22 protein-coding genes are annotated in these 20,182 nt (G+C 67.5%); 8 read left to right on the top strand and 14 right to left on the bottom strand.

The features are described 5' to 3' along the window. Window positions 1–12 precede the first annotated feature (12 nt). The 6 genes from OG203_RS28885 to OG203_RS28860 all read right to left on the bottom strand — a co-directional run bounded on the left by OG203_RS28885 (window position 13) and on the right by OG203_RS28860 (window position 7,426). Window positions 13–2,070, bottom strand: coding sequence for a CocE/NonD family hydrolase (locus OG203_RS28885; RefSeq protein WP_405160408.1), 2,058 nt, complete (start codon window positions 2,068–2,070; stop codon window positions 13–15). Between the two features lie 655 nt (window positions 2,071–2,725). Continuing rightward, complete coding sequence (locus tag OG203_RS28880; RefSeq protein WP_405160407.1) at window positions 2,726–3,463, bottom strand: phosphoglyceromutase; 738 nt, start codon at window positions 3,461–3,463, stop codon at window positions 2,726–2,728. Window positions 3,464–3,534: 71 nt separating this feature from the next. Beyond that, window positions 3,535–4,440 (bottom strand): ROK family protein, encoded by a 906-nt coding sequence (locus tag OG203_RS28875; protein WP_405160406.1) that lies wholly within the window; start codon window positions 4,438–4,440, stop codon window positions 3,535–3,537. 10 nt (window positions 4,441–4,450) lie between these two features. Then, window positions 4,451–4,954: a YbjN domain-containing protein gene (locus OG203_RS28870; RefSeq protein WP_405160405.1), complete on the bottom strand. Its 504-nt coding sequence runs from the start codon at window positions 4,952–4,954 to the stop codon at window positions 4,451–4,453. Continuing rightward, on the bottom strand, window positions 4,951–6,381 hold the full coding sequence (mshA, locus tag OG203_RS28865) for a D-inositol-3-phosphate glycosyltransferase (protein ID WP_405160404.1): 1,431 nt from the start codon (window positions 6,379–6,381) through the stop codon (window positions 4,951–4,953). Before mshA ends, OG203_RS28870 begins: the two co-directional genes overlap by 4 nt. A 223-nt stretch (window positions 6,382–6,604) precedes the next feature. Next, window positions 6,605–7,426 carry an alpha/beta fold hydrolase gene (locus tag OG203_RS28860; RefSeq protein ID WP_405160403.1) on the bottom strand — a complete coding sequence of 274 codons (822 nt, stop codon included), beginning with the start codon at window positions 7,424–7,426 and terminating at the stop codon, window positions 6,605–6,607. A gap of 71 nt (window positions 7,427–7,497) precedes the next feature. Between OG203_RS28860 and OG203_RS28855 the strand changes: the two genes are divergently transcribed. Both OG203_RS28855 and mscL read left to right on the top strand, forming a co-directional pair. After that, entirely contained in the window at window positions 7,498–8,232 is a 735-nt protein-coding gene (locus tag OG203_RS28855; RefSeq protein WP_405160402.1) for an SDR family NAD(P)-dependent oxidoreductase, read from the top strand. Between the two features lie 136 nt (window positions 8,233–8,368). After that, window positions 8,369–8,824, top strand: a complete 456-nt coding sequence (gene mscL, locus OG203_RS28850) for a large conductance mechanosensitive channel protein MscL (protein WP_405160401.1) — start codon at window positions 8,369–8,371, stop codon at window positions 8,822–8,824. Between the two features lie 79 nt (window positions 8,825–8,903). On the opposite strand, the gene OG203_RS28845 is transcribed toward mscL, so the two are convergent. Both OG203_RS28845 and OG203_RS28840 read right to left on the bottom strand, forming a co-directional pair. Next, the gene (locus OG203_RS28845) at window positions 8,904–10,136 is read right to left on the bottom strand and encodes an Ig-like domain-containing protein (RefSeq protein ID WP_405160400.1); all 1,233 of its coding nucleotides are present in this window, start codon (window positions 10,134–10,136) and stop codon (window positions 8,904–8,906) included. 68 nt (window positions 10,137–10,204) lie between these two features. Further along, entirely contained in the window at window positions 10,205–11,284 is a 1,080-nt protein-coding gene (locus OG203_RS28840) for a UDP-N-acetylmuramate dehydrogenase (protein ID WP_405168036.1), read from the bottom strand. A 39-nt stretch (window positions 11,285–11,323) separates the two neighbouring features. On the opposite strand from OG203_RS28840, the gene OG203_RS28835 reads away from it, so the two are divergent. The 3 genes from OG203_RS28835 (at window position 11,324) to OG203_RS28825 (ending at window position 13,337) form a co-directional block, all read left to right on the top strand. Continuing rightward, window positions 11,324–11,809, top strand: a complete 486-nt coding sequence (locus OG203_RS28835) for a DUF2505 domain-containing protein (protein ID WP_405160399.1) — start codon at window positions 11,324–11,326, stop codon at window positions 11,807–11,809. A 218-nt stretch (window positions 11,810–12,027) separates the two neighbouring features. Continuing rightward, complete coding sequence (locus OG203_RS28830) at window positions 12,028–12,549, top strand: DUF2505 domain-containing protein (RefSeq protein WP_405160398.1); 522 nt, start codon at window positions 12,028–12,030, stop codon at window positions 12,547–12,549. Further along, window positions 12,519–13,337, top strand: a complete 819-nt coding sequence (locus OG203_RS28825; RefSeq protein ID WP_405160397.1) for a class I SAM-dependent methyltransferase — start codon at window positions 12,519–12,521, stop codon at window positions 13,335–13,337. The genes OG203_RS28830 and OG203_RS28825 overlap by 31 nt, the downstream gene beginning before the upstream one ends. A 51-nt stretch (window positions 13,338–13,388) precedes the next feature. Here OG203_RS28825 and OG203_RS28820 read toward each other — a convergent pair whose 3' ends face one another. Next, window positions 13,389–13,997: a hypothetical protein gene (locus OG203_RS28820; protein WP_405160396.1), complete on the bottom strand. Its 609-nt coding sequence runs from the start codon at window positions 13,995–13,997 to the stop codon at window positions 13,389–13,391. Between the two features lie 99 nt (window positions 13,998–14,096). On the opposite strand from OG203_RS28820, the gene OG203_RS28815 reads away from it, so the two are divergent. Then, window positions 14,097–14,828, top strand: coding sequence for a DUF2993 domain-containing protein (locus OG203_RS28815; protein WP_405160395.1), 732 nt, complete (start codon window positions 14,097–14,099; stop codon window positions 14,826–14,828). 40 nt (window positions 14,829–14,868) lie between these two features. Here the strand turns inward: OG203_RS28815 and deoC are convergent, their stop codons facing one another. Then, window positions 14,869–15,537 (bottom strand): deoxyribose-phosphate aldolase, encoded by a 669-nt coding sequence (deoC, locus tag OG203_RS28810; RefSeq protein WP_405160394.1) that lies wholly within the window; start codon window positions 15,535–15,537, stop codon window positions 14,869–14,871. 158 nt (window positions 15,538–15,695) lie between these two features. On the opposite strand from deoC, the gene OG203_RS28805 reads away from it, so the two are divergent. Both OG203_RS28805 and purU read left to right on the top strand, forming a co-directional pair. Further along, entirely contained in the window at window positions 15,696–16,256 is a 561-nt protein-coding gene (locus tag OG203_RS28805) for a GNAT family N-acetyltransferase (protein WP_405160393.1), read from the top strand. Window positions 16,257–16,430: 174 nt separating this feature from the next. Beyond that, window positions 16,431–17,321, top strand: a complete 891-nt coding sequence (purU, locus tag OG203_RS28800) for a formyltetrahydrofolate deformylase (protein WP_405160392.1) — start codon at window positions 16,431–16,433, stop codon at window positions 17,319–17,321. Window positions 17,322–17,418: 97 nt separating this feature from the next. Here the strand turns inward: purU and OG203_RS28795 are convergent, their stop codons facing one another. The 4 genes from OG203_RS28795 to OG203_RS28780 form a co-directional block, all read right to left on the bottom strand. Then, complete coding sequence (locus tag OG203_RS28795) at window positions 17,419–18,456, bottom strand: alpha/beta fold hydrolase (RefSeq protein ID WP_405160391.1); 1,038 nt, start codon at window positions 18,454–18,456, stop codon at window positions 17,419–17,421. Window positions 18,457–18,595: 139 nt separating this feature from the next. Then, on the bottom strand, window positions 18,596–18,886 hold the full coding sequence (locus OG203_RS28790) for a DUF2516 family protein (protein WP_405168035.1): 291 nt from the start codon (window positions 18,884–18,886) through the stop codon (window positions 18,596–18,598). A gap of 128 nt (window positions 18,887–19,014) precedes the next feature. Next, complete coding sequence (locus tag OG203_RS28785) at window positions 19,015–19,680, bottom strand: heparin-binding hemagglutinin (RefSeq protein ID WP_405160390.1); 666 nt, start codon at window positions 19,678–19,680, stop codon at window positions 19,015–19,017. Beyond that, on the bottom strand, window positions 19,677–20,180 hold the full coding sequence (locus tag OG203_RS28780) for a helix-turn-helix domain-containing protein (protein ID WP_405160389.1): 504 nt from the start codon (window positions 20,178–20,180) through the stop codon (window positions 19,677–19,679). The genes OG203_RS28785 and OG203_RS28780 overlap by 4 nt, the downstream gene beginning before the upstream one ends. Window positions 20,181–20,182 lie beyond the last annotated feature (2 nt).

The following is a 20,182-nucleotide window of genomic DNA, read 5'->3' as shown; positions in this document are numbered from 1 at the left end:
TTCACACCGAAATCACCAACCGGGATTACCCCGCACCGGCACATTCACGAAGCTCGGCCGGTTCGGATCCAGCTGAATGTGCTGTGGCTTCAATCCGGTATCGAGCAGCATCGGCAGGATCGGCAGGCCCTTCGGGAAGTTGCCCGCGTAGACATCGACGCGCAGGCGGTGGCCGGGCTGCAGGATGGCCTCGGTGGCGGGCAGCGCGATATCCAGGGTTGTCGCCTCGCCGGGGACCGTCGGCTGCCGGTGGTCCAGCGAGGTGAACGCCCGCGGGTCGGTGTAGTCGCCGTTGGCGGACTTGCTGCTGTTGGCCTCATCGATCTCGCGCAGCGACGCCATCAGCTGCCCGGAGGACAGCACCGTCGACTGCCCGTCCGGCGCGACATCGTTGACGGTGGCCACCCAGTAGCCGTCCGCGGCATCCTGAACGGTGTTGAGCCGCACCGCGATCCGACCGGAGACGGTGGTCGGCTCGGCGACCGGGTTACTGGTGAAGGTCAACCCGTTCGACTCCTCGATCCTGGAATCCTTCGCACAGCCGTCGATGATCGACAGGATGCCCGCGCTGCCCTGTGCCGCGTCGTTGGAGCACAGGCTGGTCAGGCCGGGCGCGACGGTCAACCGCGCGGTGTCGTCGTTGGCGGCCGCGGTGAGCGATCCGTCGTACACGCTGTTCGCGGTGCCACTGCGGTTGGCGGACAAGTACATTCGCCGATGCGTCGGCTCCTGCGCGCCGGAGTTCTCGGTCGGCTCGGCGAACGAGTCGGTGGTGATCCAGCCACCGCCCTGCTGCCGCAACGTGATCGGGCCGTACTGGTCGATGCCGTTGTCGATGCCCTTGAGCCACTTGTCGAACCACGCGCGCTGCAGCACATCCAGCCGCGGCGGCAGGCCGGGCTTGGCGTACTCGTTGCCGGAATTGACGTGGTAGGTGTTGCCCATCAGCAGCTGCTTCTGCCCGCTCGGCAGCGGAATCTCGTTGTAGATCTTCGATTCCGAGTAGGTGAACAGGTCGTGCCAGCCGCCGGTGACGAAGGTCGGCACGTCGATCTTGGAAGGGTCGCCAAGCCAGTCCGCGCGCGGCTTGGAGCTGCCGGTCAGCAGTTCCTTGGCGCGCGGATCGAGGTCATCGATGTGGGCGGTGGTGTAGACGTTGAGCAGAACGTCCATGAACGTCAACGGATCTCGCACGCGGTCGGCCAGCCACTTGGTGTCGAACTGCCCGTTGAGCACCGACGCCAGGTCGGGCACCAGCTTGAGCCCGTTGATGGCGGTCAGCCAGAGCGGGATGAAGTTGAAGCCGAAGCCGCCGCCGGGGGCGAGCACGTCGTTCATCAGGTCGCTGCCCGGCACCACGGGGAAGATCGCCTGCAGCGCGGCCGGATGCTTCTCGGCGGCCTGCACCTGGTTGATGCCGGAGTACGAGATGCCGTTCATGCCGATGCGGCCATTGGACCACGGTTGGGCGGCGGCCCAGTCGATCACCTCGACGGTGTCCTGCTGCTCGCGCTCGCGCAGCATGTCCCAGGTGCCCTGGGAGAAGCCGGTGCCGCGCACGTCGACGACCACCTGCGAGTAGCCGCTCTTGATGAGCTGGCGGTCGACGGTGAAGTTACGCAGCTCGCCACCCGCGAAACCCTTGGTCAGGTCGGTGATGCCGGACAGCGGGGTTCCGCTCATGTCGATCTCGCGGAGCAGGCCGAACAGCGCGTCGGACAGGCCGGGAATGGCCTGCGCGTGGTCGGCCAGGTTCGACACCAGCTTGGTGTACGGCGTGAGGTTGACGACCGTTGGCGTCGGCGCGTCGATCGGCCTGCCCGAGGCGTCCGCGGGGCGATAGACGTTGCCCTTCAAGACAGTTCCGTCGCTCATCGTGATGGGGACGTCCCACTGGATATTGATGTTCGGATACTGCTGCGGAGCGTCCTGGGTCGCTTGCCAGGCCGCGCCGGCGGCTCCGCCATCGGGACCGGTCGGCGCGGGAGCGGCGGAAGCGCCGCTGGTGAGGAAGGGGACGAGCATCGCGGCGGCAACTGCCGCGACTGTGGCCCGCAACGCGTGCTTCATCAGACGTGATCTACCTCTCGGACTGGTCGAACGCCCAAAGTGTACATACCTACTTGTCGGTAATGACAAGGGGTAACACGTACTTATTTCGAATAAAGGTTCACATACAGCAACCGCGGCCATGCTGCCACGCCCAAAGCCCTGGTAACGCGCATTTCGCTAGGAGCGTCGCACGAGAACCAACACTCACTGTGCACTCACACCAACTCGCCATCCACCACTGGCACTCAGCTCATCGGTGTGGCGAAGAACACCTCTGACCAGCGCGGATCAGCCCACAGCCCGCGCAGCTTCAGCAACCGGCCAGCGAGAACGCCCGGACTCCCGCTTCTCGCTGCGAGTGGCACAGGCGGCGAATCGCGAGAAAGGCCCGCCATCACGCGCCGCGCGCCGGGCACGGCGGGACGGCCGCATAGCGAATCACGCGACCGAACAGCGCTAGCGCTGAAATAGCAACGCGCCGCACGCAATTCAGGGCGCAGCGCGTTGTTAGTGGTCCGGGGTTACTTGCCGCCCTGGTTGGCGGTACCAGCGGCACAGGCCACACAGCGGCACAGCGAATCATGCGACCCGCTCGCGCCCCGAACTGCGCCAGCGCTGAAATACCAACGCGCCGCAGCCAATTCAGGGCGCGACGCGTTGTAGTCGTCCGGGGTTACTTGCCGCCCTGGTTGGCGACGGCGGCGGCACCAGCGGCGGCCGCCTCCGGGTCCAGGTACTCGCGGGGACGAACCGGCCGGAGGTTCTCGTCCAGCTCGTAGCGCAGCGGAATGCCGGTGGGGATGTTCAATCCGGCGATGTCCTCGTCGGAGATCTGATCGAGGTGTTTGACCAACGCGCGCAACGAGTTACCGTGCGCGGCGACCAGCACGGTCTTGCCGGTGCGTAGGTCCTTGGAGATGGTGTCCTCCCAGTACGGCACCATCCGCTGCACCACGTCGAGCAGGCATTCGGTCTTCGGCACGTCGATGCCCGCGTAGCGCGGGTCGCCCTCCTGGCTGTACTCGTCGGCCGGGTCGATCGGCGGCGGCGGGGTGTCGTAGCTGCGGCGCCACCGCATGAACTGCTCGTCGCCGTACTCGTCGCGAACCTGCGCCTTGTTCTTGCCCTGCAGCGCGCCGTAGTGGCGCTCGTTGAGCCGCCAGTCCCGGATCACCGGGATCCAGTGCCGGTCGGCGGCGTCGAGCGCGAGGTTGGCGGTGCTGATCGCGCGGCGAAGCAGCGAGGTGTAGACGACGTCGGGCGCGATGCCGTGCTCGGCCAGCAGCTCCCCCGCGCGCTTGCCCTCGGCGATGCCCTTGTCGGTCAGGTGCACGTCCACCCAGCCGGTGAACAGATTCAGGGCATTCCATTCGCTCTCGCCGTGGCGCAGCAGCACGAGGGTGTAGGTCATGCGGGTCATCCTTCCATGTGCCGAAAATGGGGTCGCACTGTTCCCCGGGAGGTCAGGGCCTTGGGTCGATCTCAGACGATGTCGCCGGCGGTGCCGTGGCCCGCGGCGAGCACGCCGGCGCCGACCAGGGTGGCGCCGTTGCTGATCCGGGACGGGATGACGCGCAGTTCACGGGTGAACTCGAGGCGAGCATGCTTTTCCAGCGCCGCCTGCATCGGCTTCCACAGTGGCTCACCGGATTGCGCGAAACCGCCGCCGATGACGCAGATGTCGACATCGAGCAGCGCCGCGGCCGAGGCGATCGCCTGACCGAGTGCGGTGCCCGCCCGGTGCAGCGCCGCGAGGGCGATCTCGTCGCCGGTCCACGCGGCCTCGGACAGCTGTATTCCGGTCGTGCCTTGCCAGCCCTGCTTGACCGCCCAGCGCACCGAGGACATGCCGCTGGCCACCGCCTCGACACAGCCGACGCCACCGCACAGACAGGGCACGTCCCAGCCGGGCACCACGATATGACCGATGTGCCCGGCATTGCCGGTGCGGCCCATGACGACCCGGCCGTCCGCGATGATCCCGCCGCCGATGCCAGAGGAGACGGTCATCGCCAACCCGTTCGGTATCCCGCGCAGCGCGCCGACGTGATGCTCTGCCAGGGCCAGGCAGGCGCCGTCGATGGCGAATCGGATTGCCGCCGTGGGAAACAGCTCCTGCACCGCGGCGACGATCGCGAAGCCGGACTTCCATTCGGGGATGTTCAGCGGGGCGGTGATGCCGGTGCGCACGTCGACCGGTCCGGCCGAGCCGATGCCGATGGCGGTGATCGCGGTGTCCCCCGCCACCTCGAGCAGGAGCCCACGGCAGGCCTCCCACACCTTCTCGGGCGGCACATCGACCCGGCGCACGTCAGGCACCTCTAGACCGTTGTGGACCAGGCCGGCCGCGAACTTTGTCGCGCCGATATCCAACGCAAGAATGGTCATCGCAGTGAACTTACGGCTTGTCGGCAGCGTCTACCAGGTGTTCGAAGGCACGCAGGTTCTTCAGCGATTCACCGCGCGAGACGCGCCACTTCCATTCCTTGCGAATGGATTCGGCGAACCCGAGTTCGAGCAGCACGTTGAAATCGGCGTCGACGGCCTCGAGGATCTGGCCGAAGACCCGGTCGAGTTCGTCGGGGGTGACGGCGTGCGTGGCGGTCTGGCCGACCAGGTAGATGTCGCCGACCCGGTCCAGCGTGTAGGCGACGCTGTAGAGCCTGCGATTGCGGCGAAGCAGGAACTTGTAGACGCCCTCGAAGTTCTCGTCCGGCTTGCGGCAGACGAACGACTCGGTGCGGACCCCGTGCTTGCCGACGGTGAGCATCACCGTGGTCTTCAGCTTGCGCTCACCGGGCAGGATGACGACGAAGGTCTCCGCGCCGGAGCGGGTGTATTCGATCTCCCGGTCGCGCAGCGTCTCATCGATCAGCTGAGCAGTAGCCTGCACTTGCGTCACCGACGTGCTCCCATCCGGCGCCGCCACAGCGCCCGCGACCTGGCCTGACTGGATTCCAGGTTAATGCGTTCACCGGGTACCCAATCGCGCACGTCGTCACGCAACGCGCCGCGGGCATCGCCGCTCGCGGAGACCCGCCCGGCGCCGATCTCGGCACGCTCGGCGCGGAAATCGGCCAGTGCGGCGGAGTAGCTGGCGAGCAATCCGTCGGCGGTGTGCTCCCAGGAGAAGTTGGCGGCGTGCTCGACCGCGCGGCCGCTCATCCGGCGCAGGCGGGCGGGGTCGTCGAGCAGATAGCCGAGGGCGCTCGCCCAATCCGGCGTCCGGTGGCCGGGTACCAGCAGCCCGGTTTCGCCGTGCCGGACGGCGGTGCCGAGCCCGCCGACATCGGCCGCGAGCACCGGGGTGCCGCTGGCCTGGGCCTCGATCGCGACCAGCCCGAAGGATTCGTTGTAACTCGGCACCGCGACCAGGTCGGCGGCGCGATAGACCAGAACAAGCCGATCCGGCGGCTGCGGCGGCAGGAAGGTGACGCGGTCGGCGATGCCGAGCGCGGCGGCCAGCTCGATCAGCGCGTCCGGCCGGTCAAGGCCGGAGCCGGACGGGCCGCCGACGATCAGGACGCGCAGCTTGTGCGCGGGGTCGGCGTGCAGTACCTCGGCGGCGGCACGGACGAGCACGTCCGGCGCCTTCAACGGTTGGATCCGCCCGACGAACGCGACAACCTGCTCGTCCGCCGCCAAGCCGAGCGCCGCGCGGGCCGCGGCCTTGTCGCCCGGCTGATACCGGGTCAGGTCCGCGCCCGGCGGCACCACGTCGATGCGCTCGGGCTCGGCGCTGTACAGCTCGACGAGCTGACGTGCTTCTTCCGCGGTGTTGGCGACCAATCGATCCGCTTCGCCGATGACCTGTTTCTCGCCGATCTCGCGGGTCATCGGCTCCGGACAGTCACCGTCGGCGAGCGCGGCGTTCTTGACGGCGGCCAGGGTGTGCGCGGTGTGCACCAGCGGCACCCGCCAGCGGTCCCTGGCCAGCCAGCCGACCTGGCCGGACAGCCAGTAGTGCGAGTGCACGAGGTCGTAGTAGCCGGGCTGGTTGCGTGCCTCTTGGCGCAGCACTTCCGCGGTGAACGGGCAGAGCTGGGTCGGCAGGTCGTGTTTGTCGAGTCCCTCGAACGGGCCGGCGACCACGTTGCGCACCAGCACGCCGGGGCCCGCTTCTTGCACGGGCGGCAGATTGGAGGCGGTGGCCCTGGTGAAGATCTCCACCTCGGTGCCGCGTCGGGCCAGCTGCAGCGCGGTTTGCAGCACATAGACGTTCATGCCGCCCGCGTCGCCGGTGCCCGGTTGAGCCAGTGGTGAGGTGTGCACCGATAGCACGGCGACACGGTTCGGCCGTAGGTCCGGGCGTTGACTCACACTATCCATAGTGCACGTTGGATTCCCGGCCTCCATACCGTCACGCCCCCAAGTGAGAGCTATCACAGGGGTTCAGTGAACTCCCTCACAGGCTGTTCGGCACCCTGTTATGGCGGCTACCACGCTATTCTCCGGAATTCTCGGGAGAATCGACGACTTTGCGCCGCCCGCGAAAGCGAACAAAGTGCCGCGCAAACGAATCCCGCCGCATGGCGATTCGGCGAACACGCGACTACAAGCTGTCGGCGAACGCACCGATCTCGCCGACAAAGCGGTCGGGATCCTCGATGAACAGCCCGTGCTGCGAGCCCTCCCAGAATGACGCGCGCGCGTCGGGGGTGGCCTCGAAGATGTAACGCCCGTTCTCGATCGGGACGACCGCATCCTCGGTGCCGTGCAGGACGAGCACCGGAATATCCAGCATGCGAAGGGTTTCCGTGTTGTCGACGGTCCGATAGAACAGCGCCTTGCGCACCGCGGGCAAGGTCGCGAGGCTGGTGCCGAACAGGCGCTGGGCATCGGCGCCCTTGTCCGCGCCTGGGCCGGTGTTGGCGTTGTCGAAGGCGCCGAACGCGCGCACCGCACGGCCCGCGCCCTCCTCGAACACGCCGGGCATCGCGGCCTGCATGGCCGAGCCGGTCGCCGCGCCGGGCACATCGCGGCCGATATTGGCCTGCGAGCCGGTGAAGACGACGCCGGCGATCGCGCCGGTGCCGTAGGCGGTCAGGTAGTCGCTGAGCACGATGCCGCCGTAGGACCAGCCGAGCAGGATCGCGTCGGTCTCGATGCCCTCCCCCGCCAGCACGGCCGCGATGTCGGCGGCCCAGTTCTTCGGATCGTCATAGCCCGCGAGGGGCGCATCGGAATAGCCGTGGCCGCGCAGATCGACGGCGATCACCCGGAAACGCGCGGCGAGGTCGTCGGCCGCCCGGCCCCAGCAGCGCAGATTCCCCGCCCAGCCGTGCAACAGCACCAGCGGGCGCGCGTCGGCCGGGCCGCTCACTCGGTAGACGATGGTCGTGCCGTCCGCGCTCGTCGCGTCCCGAATAGCCATACCGATCAGGCTAACGGTGATCCCGGCAACAGCGCTCCTGCCCGCAAACGGCAGGCACTTAGGATCGGTGCATGAGCACTCGTACCGCTGTTGTCACCGGAGCCAGCTCCGGCATCGGGGAGGCCACCGCCAGGGAGCTGGCCAAACAGGGCTATCACGTCTACGTCGGCGCCCGCAGGCTCGATCGCCTGCAGCGCGTCGCCGACGAAATCAGCGGCACCGCACTGGAACTCGACGTCACCTCGGACGACTCGGTGCGCGCCTTCGCCGACGCGATCGAGCGCGCCGACATTCTGGTCAACAACGCGGGCGGCGCCAAGGGCCTCGCCTCGGTCGCCGACGCCGACCTGGACGACTGGCGCTGGATGTGGGAGACCAACGTGCTCGGCACGCTGCGCCTCACAAAGGCGTTGCTGCCCAAGCTGATCGCCTCCGGCGACGGCCTCATCGTCACCATCACCTCGGTCGCGGCCTTCGTCGCCTACGACAACGGCGCGGGCTACACCTCGGCCAAGCACGCCCAGGCTGTGCTGCACCGCACCCTGCGCGGCGAGCTGCTCGGCCAACCCGTGCGACTCACCGAAATCGCCCCCGGCGCAGTGGAAACCGAATTCTCGCTGGTCCGCTTCGACGGCGACGAGGAGCGTGCCGCCAAGGTCTACGAGGGCATCGACCCTTTGGTCGCGCAGGACATCGCGGAGATCATCGGCTTCGTCGCGTCGCGGCCCTCGCATGTGAACCTCGACCAGATCATCGTCAAGCCGCGTGATCAGGCCGACGCCGGTCGCTTCGCACGCCGTAGCTGATCGGCCATAGCCGAAACGGATAACTCGCCAACGGCGGGTCGTTTGCTGATCGATTGCTGAGTCTTCGTCAGTTAACCGCTGCCGTTAGCATCTGATGCTTTGACGTCGTCTACATCAGATCGGAGTTGTTCAGCTCATGTTCAAGGGCTTCAAAGAGTTCCTGATGCGCGGGAACGTCATCGACCTTGCTGTTGCGGTGGTGATGGGCACCGCGTTCACCGCGGTGGTCACCTCGGTGACCAAGGGCGTCGTCAACCCCTTGCTCGCGGTTTTCGGCAACCAGAATGAGCTTGGCCTCGGTATCCAGTTGATCGCCGACAAACCGGCCACCTTCATCCAGATCGGCCCGATCGTCACCGCGTTCATCAACTTCTTCGTGGTCGCCGCGGTGCTGTACTTCGTGCTGATGCTGCCGATGAAGACGATCAAGAACCGCTTCGGCACCACCAAGGCCGCCGAGCCCACCGAGACCGAACTGCTCATCGAGATCCGCGACCTGCTCGCCGAGCGGCACGACGCGGTCCGCCACGAGCGCGCCGCGGACCGCGCCGTCGAAAACGACCCCGAACTCGATTCCTCGCTGCGCCGCTGAGGTCCAATTCGAGGCGAGTCAAATGGTTGCTGTGGAAGATCAATTAGCGACCATATGACTCGCCTCAACCAACCGCCGGCTAGCGGGGCGGGCCCGGGGCGACCGGGGTCGCGGAGATGACCGAGGTGGATCCGTCCTCTGCGGACATGGTTTTCCAGGTGGCCCAGTCGATGGTCCAGTCGTAGAGGTCGCCGTCGGCGGCGGACATCTGGATCGAGGTGCCGGTGACTTCTACCGGATCTCCGTACAACGCGGTCGGGAAGTACGCCTGGGCGTCACCGGGTGACAGGTTGATGCAGCCGTTGGTGACGTTCGAAGACCCTTGGGCGGACACCGATTCCGGGTTGGCGTGGATGAATTCGCCGTTGTTGGAGATGCGTACGGCCCAGCGTTCGCGCACGTTGGTGTAGAACGGCGGGTTCGTCATCATGAAGTCTTCGTACTTCTCGGTGACCACGTGCAGGCCGGAGCGCGTGACGTTGCGCGGTTCGTTGCCCTCGCCGTAGCTGACCGCGAAATCGAAGACGGTCTTACCGTCCCTGACCACCTGCATGCGGTGGCTCGGCGCGTTGGCCTTCACGATCTGGCTGCGGCCGATGCGGAAATCCGTTGTCAGATCGGTATATCCGTAGTTGCCACCGCCGAGGTCGAGCCCGTAGAGCTTGGCCGAGACGTGCACGGTGGTGCCCGGCACCCAGTAATCCTTGGGGCGCCAATGCAATCGGGAGCCGTTGTCGTCGGGGAACCACGCCCACGCGCCCTCGGTGGGCGGGTCGGTCGTGATGGTCAGCGCCTTCTCCACGTCGGCCTTGTTCTGCACAGAAGCCTTGAACTGCAGGATGATCGGCGCGGCGATGCCGACCTCCTGGTTGTCGGCGATATTGATGGTCGCCGGGACGGTGCTCTTCGGCGCGAGCGTGCTGAACTTGCCTTCGATCGGCACCGGCTTGCGATCGGTACCGATCGCGGTGCCGGACCAGGTGTAGGTGGCGTCGTAGCCGAGCGGCTCGGTGATCTTGTAACTTCGCTTGTCCTGGGCGAATTCGCCCGCGACCTGCTTGCCGTTGGCGTTGGTCAGCGCGACCTGATCGATGGTTCCGTCGGCGACGGTGACCGAGGCGGCGCTGGTCGGATTGACCTTCTTCGCATCGTTGTCCGGTGCCAAGGTGACCTTGGCGACGGGCCCCGGTTCGCGGGGAGGAGTGTTGTTGCCGCCGCTGCCGGTGCTACATCCGGCCACCAAGGCGACCACGACGATCAGCACGGCCGACACGGCGGCGACCGGTCTACGGATCCCTGGACGGTTGCTCACTTCATCGAATTTACGCGGGCAAACTCGTTCGGTCGGCTGTCTAAAGGTGTGGTGTCCGTTTCACCCGGTTAGAGCGTGACATCAACGGTGACGGGTTCCGGCTCCAACCGGACGCCGAATCGCTCGGCAACGCCATCGCGCACCGTCCTGGCCAGATCCACCAGATCCGCCGCCGTCGCGGTGCCGCGATTCGTCAGCGCGAGCGTGTGTTTCGTTGACAGCCGGGCCGGGGCAGCCGGCCCGGGGAAACCCTTGGCGAAACCGGCCCGCTCGATGAGCCAGCCCGCGGAGAATTTGACGCCGTCCGGCGCCGGATAGGTCGGCACCGTGACATCACCCACATGGGCCGAGATCGCGGCGCGCACCGCGGCCACCCGATCCTCGGGCACCACCGGATTGGTGAAAAACGACCCGGCACTCCAGGTGTCGTGATCGGCGGCATCGAGGACCATGCCCTTACCCGCGCGCAGCCGCAGCACAGCCTCGCGTACCTCGGCCGCCGGGCGGGATTCGCCGTCGGCGGCGCCGAGCATGGTCGCGAGCTCGCCGAAGCGCAGCGGCGCGCTCGCACCGTCGGGGTCGAGGGCGAAATCGACGGCGAGCACCAGGGCGTCGTCGCGGTGCTTGAGCACGCTGGTGCGGTAACCGAAACCGAGCTCGCCGGGCTCGACCCAGCGGAGCGCACCGCTGCGGCGATCGAACAACCGCACCCGGCGCAACAGGTTCGCCACTTCCGCGCCGTACGCGCCGACGTTCTGCACCGGCGTCGCCCCGGCCGAACCCGGAATTCCGGACAGGCATTCGAGGCCGCCGAGGCCCGCCGCGACCGTCGCCGCGACGACCGCGTCCCAGTTCGCGCCCGCCTCGGCAAGCACACCGTCCGCACTCAGCTCGACGCCATCGGTCATCACCCGAACGACCACGCCGTCGAAACCATCGTCGCTGATCAGCAGGTTGGAACCGCCCGCGATGAGCAGCACCGGAATGCCAGCGGCATCGAGCGCGCGCACCGTGTCCACCAACGTTTCGGTGGTATCGCATTCGGCGACCGTCGCGGGCCCGCCGACCCGCAGCGTGGTCAGCTCGGCCAGCGGCACCGATTCGCGGATCCGGGCGCCGGTGGCGGCCAGCACATCCGACGGCACCACACGTGAAGTTCGCACAGGCAGACGGTAGCGTGTCCGACCATGGCTACACCGCTGGCGTACACGGCCCGCTACTCGCATCCCGCTGCCGCCGTGCGCGCGGCGTTCGCGAACGACCAGTACTGGAAAGACCGCGTTGCCGAGGTCGGCGGGCCCAATGCCCGGCTCGACTCGGTAAGCGTGACCGGCGATCAGATCCGGGTCCAGCTGGTGCAGGCCATCGCCGCCGAACTGCTGCCCGCCGCGATCACCGCGGTGCGCCCCGGCGACCTGATCATCCCCCGCGTGGAGAACTGGACCGGCGACTCGGCCACCTTCCAGGCGACCGTCGAGGGCGCGCCCGCCGAGGTGCGCGGCACCATCACGCTGACCGACGAGGGCGCAGGCTCGACCGGCGCCGCCAACGGCACCATCGAGGTGAAGATCCCGCTGTTCGGCGGCAAGATCGAATCCGCGATCGCCGAGCACCTGACCGAGGTGCTGAAGAACGAGGAAGAGTTCACCAACACCTGGCTCGACACGCACTGACACGCGGAAGCCGGTATCGATTCGACCTGATCGATACCAACAGCGGCACCCACAACGCGCGAGTCTTACGAGCGCCGTTCGCGGCCCGTCTCGCGTCCGAGTGGCCGAAGCGCATGCGCCGCAGGCGCGAGACTCGGCCGCTCGGACGCGAGACTCCGGGGGCCGCGAACACGCCGCGGCCACGCGGCCCAAAACACAGCCCAGTAATCTCTCGATGCATGGCCCGTCGATTGGATTACTCCGCGCGCTACCCGCTGCATACCACTAAAGAGCTGTACGCGGCGCTGTCGAACCGCGACTACTGGGACGCGCGGATGGCCGAGATGCGGAAGTACTCACCGGGGAACGAAGTCGCCAACTTAGAGGCTGGTGACGGCGGCATCGAGGTCGAAGTGCACCACGTCCTGCCGCGCGAGATGCTGCCGGAGATCGCGCAGGCCGTGATGCGCAAGGACATGATCATCACCCGCAAGGAGAGCTACGGGCCGTTCGACGCCGAGGAGGTCACCGGCAAGTACTCGGCCGCGATCCCGGCCGGGCCTGGCAGCCTCGGCGGCACCATCCGCCTGTTCCCCACCGATACCGGTTGCACCATGCGCTTCTCCTCGGAGGCGAAGGTGTTCATCCCGATGGTCGGCCCCCGGCTGGAGCAGCTGATGCTGGTGAACCTGATCGATCTGTTCCGCGCCGAAGCGGAATTCACGGTGCAGTGGCTCGACGACCATCACCCAACCAGCTGACCAAACCGGTCGGCACCATCACCCGCGGTACCACCGGCGTCAATCGGCTACGACGCAGTGACCGCTGGTTGACGCACGACGAGTTGGTCGCCGCGCGGCTGCGGGCGGCGGCCGATCCGCTGGTCGTCGATCTCGGGTACGGGGCGAGCCCGTGGACGACGCTGGAATTGGCGGCGCGGCTGCGTACTGTGCGCCCGGATGTACGCGTTGTCGGCTTGGAGATCGATCCGGAACGGGTTGTGCCGGGCCGTGATGGGGTCACCTTCGCCCGTGGCGGGTTCGAATTGGCCGGTCTGCGACCGGTTTTGGTGCGTGCGTTCAATGTCCTGCGCCAATACCCGGAATCGACTGTGCCAGAGGCGTGGTCGACCATCCTGTCCGGTCTAGCGCCGGGCGGTGTGCTGATCGACGGCACCTGCGACGAGCTGGGCCGCCGCTGTGCCTGGGTCCTGCTTGATCGCTCCGGCCCTCGGTCGCTCACCCTGGCCTGGGATCCGTTCACGGTCGACCAGCCCTCCGATATCGCCGAGCGACTACCAAAGGCCTTGATTCACCGCAACATTCCGGGCGAGCCGATCCATGCTCTGCTCACCGCCGCCGACCGGGCATGGGCTCGTGCCGCTCCGCTTGCCCCGTTCGGCCCCCGCGTCCGCTGGCGCGCTGCCGCCGAATCCCTACGGCAAGAAGGCTTCCCGCTCCGCGCCTATCGTCGGCGGATGCGCGATTGCGTGCTGTCGGTTCCCTGGGACACCGTCGCCCCGAATCTCGTTCCAGCCCTGGCAGATTGAGCCGATTCTACGGCTTTCCCTGCGGCGCTGTGACTTTGCTGCGTCGCACCGCTATGCGCCGGTCAGTGCGCGATAGACCCTCGACGCCGCGTGCGGCGTCAGACCCGCACCGGCGGAGCGGATTTCGTCGCTCGTGCAGCGGTTGATGGCGATCGCGTCGGCGACCACCTCGTCCAGCGCGGATTGCCCGATGTCCGCCTCGGCGAGATCGAGCACCGTGCGCAGCGGCGTGGTCACCAGGAAGGGTCCGGCCGACTCGATCTCGGTGCCGATCAGCGAGCGCCGCAGCACCACCAGCCGCGGCGTGACCGGCGGACGGCCCGAACCCACCGATAGGTGCAGGAATCGGGGCCGCAACCGCCCGATGCCGTGTAGTTCCGCCGCGCTGTGATGGGAGACCGCGGCGGCGCCGTCGAACCAGGCGGCCCACATGGCGTATTCGTCGAGCGGACCGGCCGGCCACTCGGCCAATCGCAGCAGGCCGACCCCGGCCCTGGTCACCGAGCCGTCGCCGAGCGCGACGCGGACCCGTGCCTCACATCGGGTGCGCAGGACCTGCCTGGTGGTGAAGAAACCCGCGTGCCGACCGGCCAATCGCCGCAGCACCCGCCATCCGTGGTCCGCGGAACCGAGGGCGCGGCCCGCCACATCGCCAGCCATGTGCATCAGGCTACGCTCGAATCTTGTGTCACATGTCACATTCGAACCCCTCAATGGCCCCTCAGAGACGGCACAGAAAGATCGGGAAGAATCAGCCGCATGAGTACGAAGCCTCCGTCCACCATGACGATCAACCGGCGGGCCCTGCTGATCGCCCTGATCGTGGTAGCGATCCTGCTTGCCACGGCCCTGGTCGGCGGCGAGGCGTATGCCAGGCACTCCGTGTCCCGCTGCATCAGTACCCAATTCGAGAAGGAAATGGGTTCGAAGATCGACGTGAGCTTCGGCGCCAAACCGATGCTGATCACCTGGTTCGACGGCAAGGTGCCGACGGTGAAGGTGGACAGCGACGACACCAAGTTCGGCCCCGCGGTCGGCATGGTTGTGCACGCCGAGTTCCACGATGTGCAGGTCATCGACCACGGGCGCGGCGGCGGGGACATCGGCAGTTCCTCGGCCGATGTCACCTGGAACAACGACGGCATCCGGCAGACGCTCGGCGGCCTGGTCAGCGGCGTGAAGTCGGCCGCGAGCTCGAACATGCTGACGCTGAACGTGCTCGGCGGGCTGGCCCAGCTGCAGGTGCAGCCGGTCATCAAGGGCGGCGCCATCGAGGTGGAGACGATGTCGGCGCAGGCGTTCGGCATCGGCCTGCCCACCGATCTGGTGCAGGGCATCGTCGAGGTGTTCACCAAGAGCCTGCAGAGCTACCCGTACAACATGCGGCCGACCGATGTGAAGGTCACCGACGACGGCATCGCCGTCAAGCTCGCGGGTAGTCGCTCGGACCTGCCCGCCGCCGAAGGCAACGCCAGCGCCACCTGCTCGTGACCGGACGCACCGAAACGCACTGAGCCAAGGCGGCATTCGATCAGGCGGGGAACCCGTCGAGCACCTCGCGCGACTTCGACAACCCGAGCCGTGTCGCGCCCGCCGCGATCAGTTCCGCCGCGGCCTCGGCGGTGCGAATACCGCCGCTCGCCTTGACCCCGAGCCGACCGCCGACGGTCGCGGCCATCAGCTCGACCGCGTGCACGCTCGCGCCGCCAGCGGGGTGAAATCCCGTGGAGGTCTTCACAAAGTTCGCGCCTGCGCGTTCCGCGGCCCGGCAGACCTCGACGATCGCGGCGTCCGGCAGCGCGGCCGCCTCGATGATCACCTTGAGCACCGCCCGATCGCCGATCGCCTCGCGCACCGTCACGATGTCGGCGAGCACCGCGTTGTAATCGCCCGCCAACGCCGCGCCGACATCGATGACCATGTCGACCTCGGCCGCGCCCTGGTCGACCGCGAGCCGCGCTTCGGCGCCCTTGACGAGCGAATGATGTTTGCCGGACGGGAATCCGGCGACCGTCGCCACCACGAGCCCCGGCGCCCGCACGGGCAGCATCGACGGTGACACGCAGATCGCCAGCACCCCCAGTTCGCGAGCTTCGTAGATCAACGCGGCGACGTCGTCGGGGGTCGCCCCCGGCGCCAGCAGTGTGTGATCGATCATGGCGGCCACTTCGGCCCTGGTCGGTGACGCGGAACTTGCCATGAGCTGAGAGTCTGGCATACCTGTGGCGAATTCCGTTGCGCGCCTGGCAACCCTTCCCGCACACTCGTACCTGGTGACAGATCGCCGGTAGAGACGCAGCGGTCGACTGGTTAACGTGTGCGGATGTGCCCCTACTTGGTTCGGGAGGAGACGACACCGTGCTGATCCGTCGCGAACGCGCCGACGACATCGCCGCGATCGCGGCCGTGCACCGCAGCGCGTTCGGTGCGCACCAGCCCGACAGCGACCTCGCCGAGCTCACCGGCGAACCGCCCGACGACGAGGGTGCCGATCCACCCGAGGTCGATCTGGTCGCCCGGCTGCGCAGCGACCCCGGCTGGATCCCGACCCTGTCGATGGTGGCGGTGGAGTATCAGACGGTGATCGGGCACGTGTGCCTGACCAGGGCCATCATCGGCCCGTTCCCGGTGCTGGCGCTCGGCCCGATCGGTGTTCTCGGCGAACACCAGCGCACCGGCGTCGGCTCGGCGCTCATGCACGCCGTCCTCGGCGCCGCCGACGCCCTCGACGAACCCCTCGTCTGCCTGCTCGGCCACCTCGACTACTACCCGCAATTCGGCTTCGTCCCCGCTGCCCGCCTCGGCATCACCCCCGACGATCCGTCCTGGGTATCGCATTTCCAGGTCCGCCCGCTCAGCGCCTACGACTCCCGCATCACCGGCGAATTCCACTACCCCGAGCCGTTTTACGACTTGTGAATGCGCACCCGCAGACCGCTGATTTCGCAAGCACATGGGTAACTCGCCGGGGACCGGCTAACTCATGCCGCAGCGGCGCCGTCGGCCGCCAACGCTGACTATCGCGCCACACGAGTCCGGCCTGAAGGCCCGGGGAGGCGGAGGAGCCCAGCGCGACCTGGAAGTATGAGCCCCATGAGTTCCGCTCTACCCGCCCTGGACGACCGACGCTTCGTACTGACGCTCGGCTGTCCCGACCGTCCTGGCATCATCGCCAAGATCACCTCGTTCATCGCCGACTTCGGCGGATCGATCGTTGAGGCGGGTTACCACTCCGATGCCGACAGCGGCTGGTTCTTCACCCGCCAGGCGATCAAGGCGTCGACGGTCCCGTTCGGGCTGACGGAACTGCGCGACCGATTCGCGGAGGTCGCCGCCGCGTTCGGTCCGGAGACCGAATGGCAGTTGCTCGATTCCGGCGAACGCCGCAAAGCCGTGCTGCTGGTCAGCAAGGACGGACATTGCCTGCACGATCTGCTCGGACGCGCCGTCAGCGGCGAGCTGCCCGCGACCATCGAGGCGGTGATCGGCAATCATTCCGATCTGGCCGAGATGACCGAGGCGCACGGGGTGAAGTTCCATCACGTGCGGTTCCCGAAGGACCCCGCCGAGCGCGGGCCTGCCTTCGCGGAGGTCCGCGCGCTGGTCGACTCCTACCAACCGGACGCGGTGGTGCTCGCCCGGTTCATGCAGGTGCTGCCGCCAGAACTGTGCGCGCACTGGACCGGCCGGGCGATCAACATCCACCACAGCTTCCTGCCGTCGTTCGTCGGCGCCCGCCCGTATCACCAGGCGTTCGCCCGCGGCGTAAAACTGATCGGCGCCACCTGCCACTACGTCACGGCCGAACTCGACGCCGGCCCGATCATCGAACAGGACGTCAGCCGCATCGACCACGCCGACGACGTGCGCGACATGGTCCGGCAGGGCCGCGACATCGAACGCGTGGTCCTGGCCCGCGGCCTACGCTGGCACCTCGAGGGCCGAGTCCTCGTCCACGGCCGCCGCACCGTCGTCTTCTCCTGACCCCAAATCCGCACCCGGACTCGGGATCCGCACTCGGAATCAGGGCCCTAGAGCCAGTGCGGATTCGGAGTCCGGGTGCGGATTTCGCGGTCCTGGGTCAGCCTGCGATTTCGGCGCGGAGGCGGACGGATTCGAGGACGTGGCCTAGTTCCTCGTTGAACTGTTCGTGGGCCTCGGTGTTGCCTAGGTGGCCGGTTGGGAGTTTTGCGAAGCGGGCCAGACTGCCTGTCTCCCTGAGCATCTCGGCGATTCGCTCGGAATGGACGACGGGGGTCATGTCATCGAACGAGCCGGCGATCACGGTGGTCGGTACCACCAGGTTTCGCGCGGATTCGCCGACGTTCATGTCGGCGAGCAGGCGGCCGAACCTGGCTCGCACCAGCGCCGGACACGAGCGGACGATGGCCATGCTGAAGTCGAGCAGGTCGCCCGTGGCCTTGGTGGTCATGATCGAGCGTGCGAACAGCCAGCGCATCGGCGCGACGGGCGGGAAGACGAGCGGCGCGCCGAGGCCGAGGCGTCCGAACAGGAACGGCAGCGGCACCTTCAGCTCCAACAACCGCATCGGCCGATTCAGCAGCGGCACCACGGTGGTCTCGAAGACCAGCCGATCGGGCGCGGTATTGGTCAGCAGCACCGCTTGGGCCTGCTTGGTGACCCGGTCGGGATAGCGTCCGGCCCACGCCTGCAGCGTCATGCCGCCGAGGCTGTGGCCGACGAGGACGGCCCGCTGGCCCGGACGCAGGGTCGCGTCGAGCACCGCGGCCAGGTCGTCGGCGAGCAGATCCATGCTGAGCGGACTCGCGCCGGACTCACTCTCGCCGTGGCCGCGCTGGTCGTAGGCGACCACACGGTACTCACCGGCGAAGGCGTTGATCTGGGCGTTCCAGTATTCGATGCAGCAGGACCAGCCGTGCACGAGCACGATCACCGGCCGGCCGGCGGGTCCGTAGGCGTGTACGCGGAGCCTGGCACCGTCGCGGGTGGTCACCGGGATCACCTGGGGGGCGATGGCGGGCGGGTTGAACGCCGCGGTCGCATAGGTACGGGACCGCAGGTTCGCGCGGTGTGCGTCGAGCATTCCCCGAACCTGTCCGGGGATGTTCACCAACGCAGTCGGCAGCATGGCACGCATCGGACACTCCTTTGTGTTACTGCTCGATACAGTAACTCCGATACGCGTCGCTAGCTAGTGCTAGCACTCGAAAAGTTATCGAGTATTCGTCATCCGATGCCTAGCACCGGACGGCACCCTCCGATGACCGGCGCGACCTCTACCAGCGCGGACCCCGCTGAATCTCGTCCACCTTCGGCCGAACGTCGGCCAAATAGATACCGGTCGCGATGATGGCGGCGAACGAGAGCAGCCCGAGACCAGCGGGCGAGAGCAGCAGCAGGACCACCGCGACCCCGAGGATCGCCAGCCAGATCTGCTTGGTCAGCTTGTCCACCGCGGTGAACGCGTCCGAACGCTGCCGGATGGCATGGATCAGCGCGAAGATCGTCGCGCCGAGCGCCGCCAGCCACAGCACGAGCAGGATCATCCCGGTCAATCCGTGCACCATATTCACCTGTCCCATCATACGAGCAACGCCCCCGCACACCAGTGTGTGCGGGGGCGTTACCTGGTCGAACTCCAATAACCGTGTGGCCCTTAGGAGTCAGCGCTCAGGACCGGCGGAAATCGGTCGGTTCACACCTTCTTCGGGGCGGCCTTCTTGGCGGGCGCCTTCTTGGCCGGAGCCTTCTTGGCGGCGGGTGCGACGGCCTCGGCGGGCGCGCCGTTCGCCTCGGGGGCGGGGGTGGTCTCGGTGGTCACCGTGACGACCTCGGCGTCGACGACCGGCGCGGCCGACTCGTCCTCGACCTTGGCCGGACGGCCGAGCAGGCCGTTGACCCGGCCGAGCACGTCTTCGGCGCGGGTCGCCGCGTCCTTGTACAGCGTCTCGACGCGCTCGATCTGCTCCTCGACCAGGTGGTTGGCGCGCAGCCGCTCCACGGTCTCCTCGCCGCGAACGGCGAGATCGGCGTAGATGTCGAGCACCTGGTGGTAGTACTTGTCGGCCAGCGTGCGCAGTTCCTCGGGGGTGAACTTCTCGCGCAGCTCGGCGAGGTCCTCCGGCAGTTCCGAGGGCAGTCCGGCCAGCCGCTCGCGCAGCGTCTCGAACTGGGCCTGCACGTCGGCGGGGACGTTGGCGAAGCGCTCGCGGGCCTCTTCGACCCTGGCGGAGACGTCGGTCGAGGCGGCGCGCTCACGCACCTGGGTGACCACATCGGTCACGGCGGCGTAGATGGCGTCGCCCGCACCGACGGTCGCGAGGATCGGCTTGGTCACGGTCGGGGTGGTCTTCTCGGTCATGGTATTTCGTTCTCCTGGCGTGGCGGAGTTTCGGTTGTTGTGCGCGGAACGACGCTGTCCCCATCCCCCCCTGGCTCGTTCCCTCCGTTTTCCCGGCGAAACGATTCATAGATTTCGAGCAGCACCTGCTTCTGCCGTTCACTGACAGACGTATCGGCAAGCAGGGCATCCCGGACCGGGCTGTGTGGCCGCTGTTCGAGATAACCGGCCCGGACGTACAACACCTCCGACGACACCCGCAGTGCCTTGGCGATCTGCGCGAGTACCTCGGCGGATGGATTACGCAATCCGCGCTCGATCTGGCTGAGGTACGGATTACTCACTCCCGCAAGGGTGGCGAGCTGACGTAGCGAGACTTGCGCGGCCTCTCGCTGCGACCTGATGAAGCCTCCGATGTCGTGCGCCGCGTTCACCACGCGGGCCGCTTTTTCTCCGACGCCGGTCGATTGCTCGGCCGAACTATCGGTGTACTCGGCGGAAACCTCGGGTTGGTCTGCCATCA

Source organism: Nocardia sp. NBC_01499, from assembly GCF_045040275.1.
GTDB lineage: Bacteria > Actinomycetota > Actinomycetes > Mycobacteriales > Mycobacteriaceae > Nocardia.
This window is presented reverse-complemented; position numbering and strand designations above follow the sequence as displayed.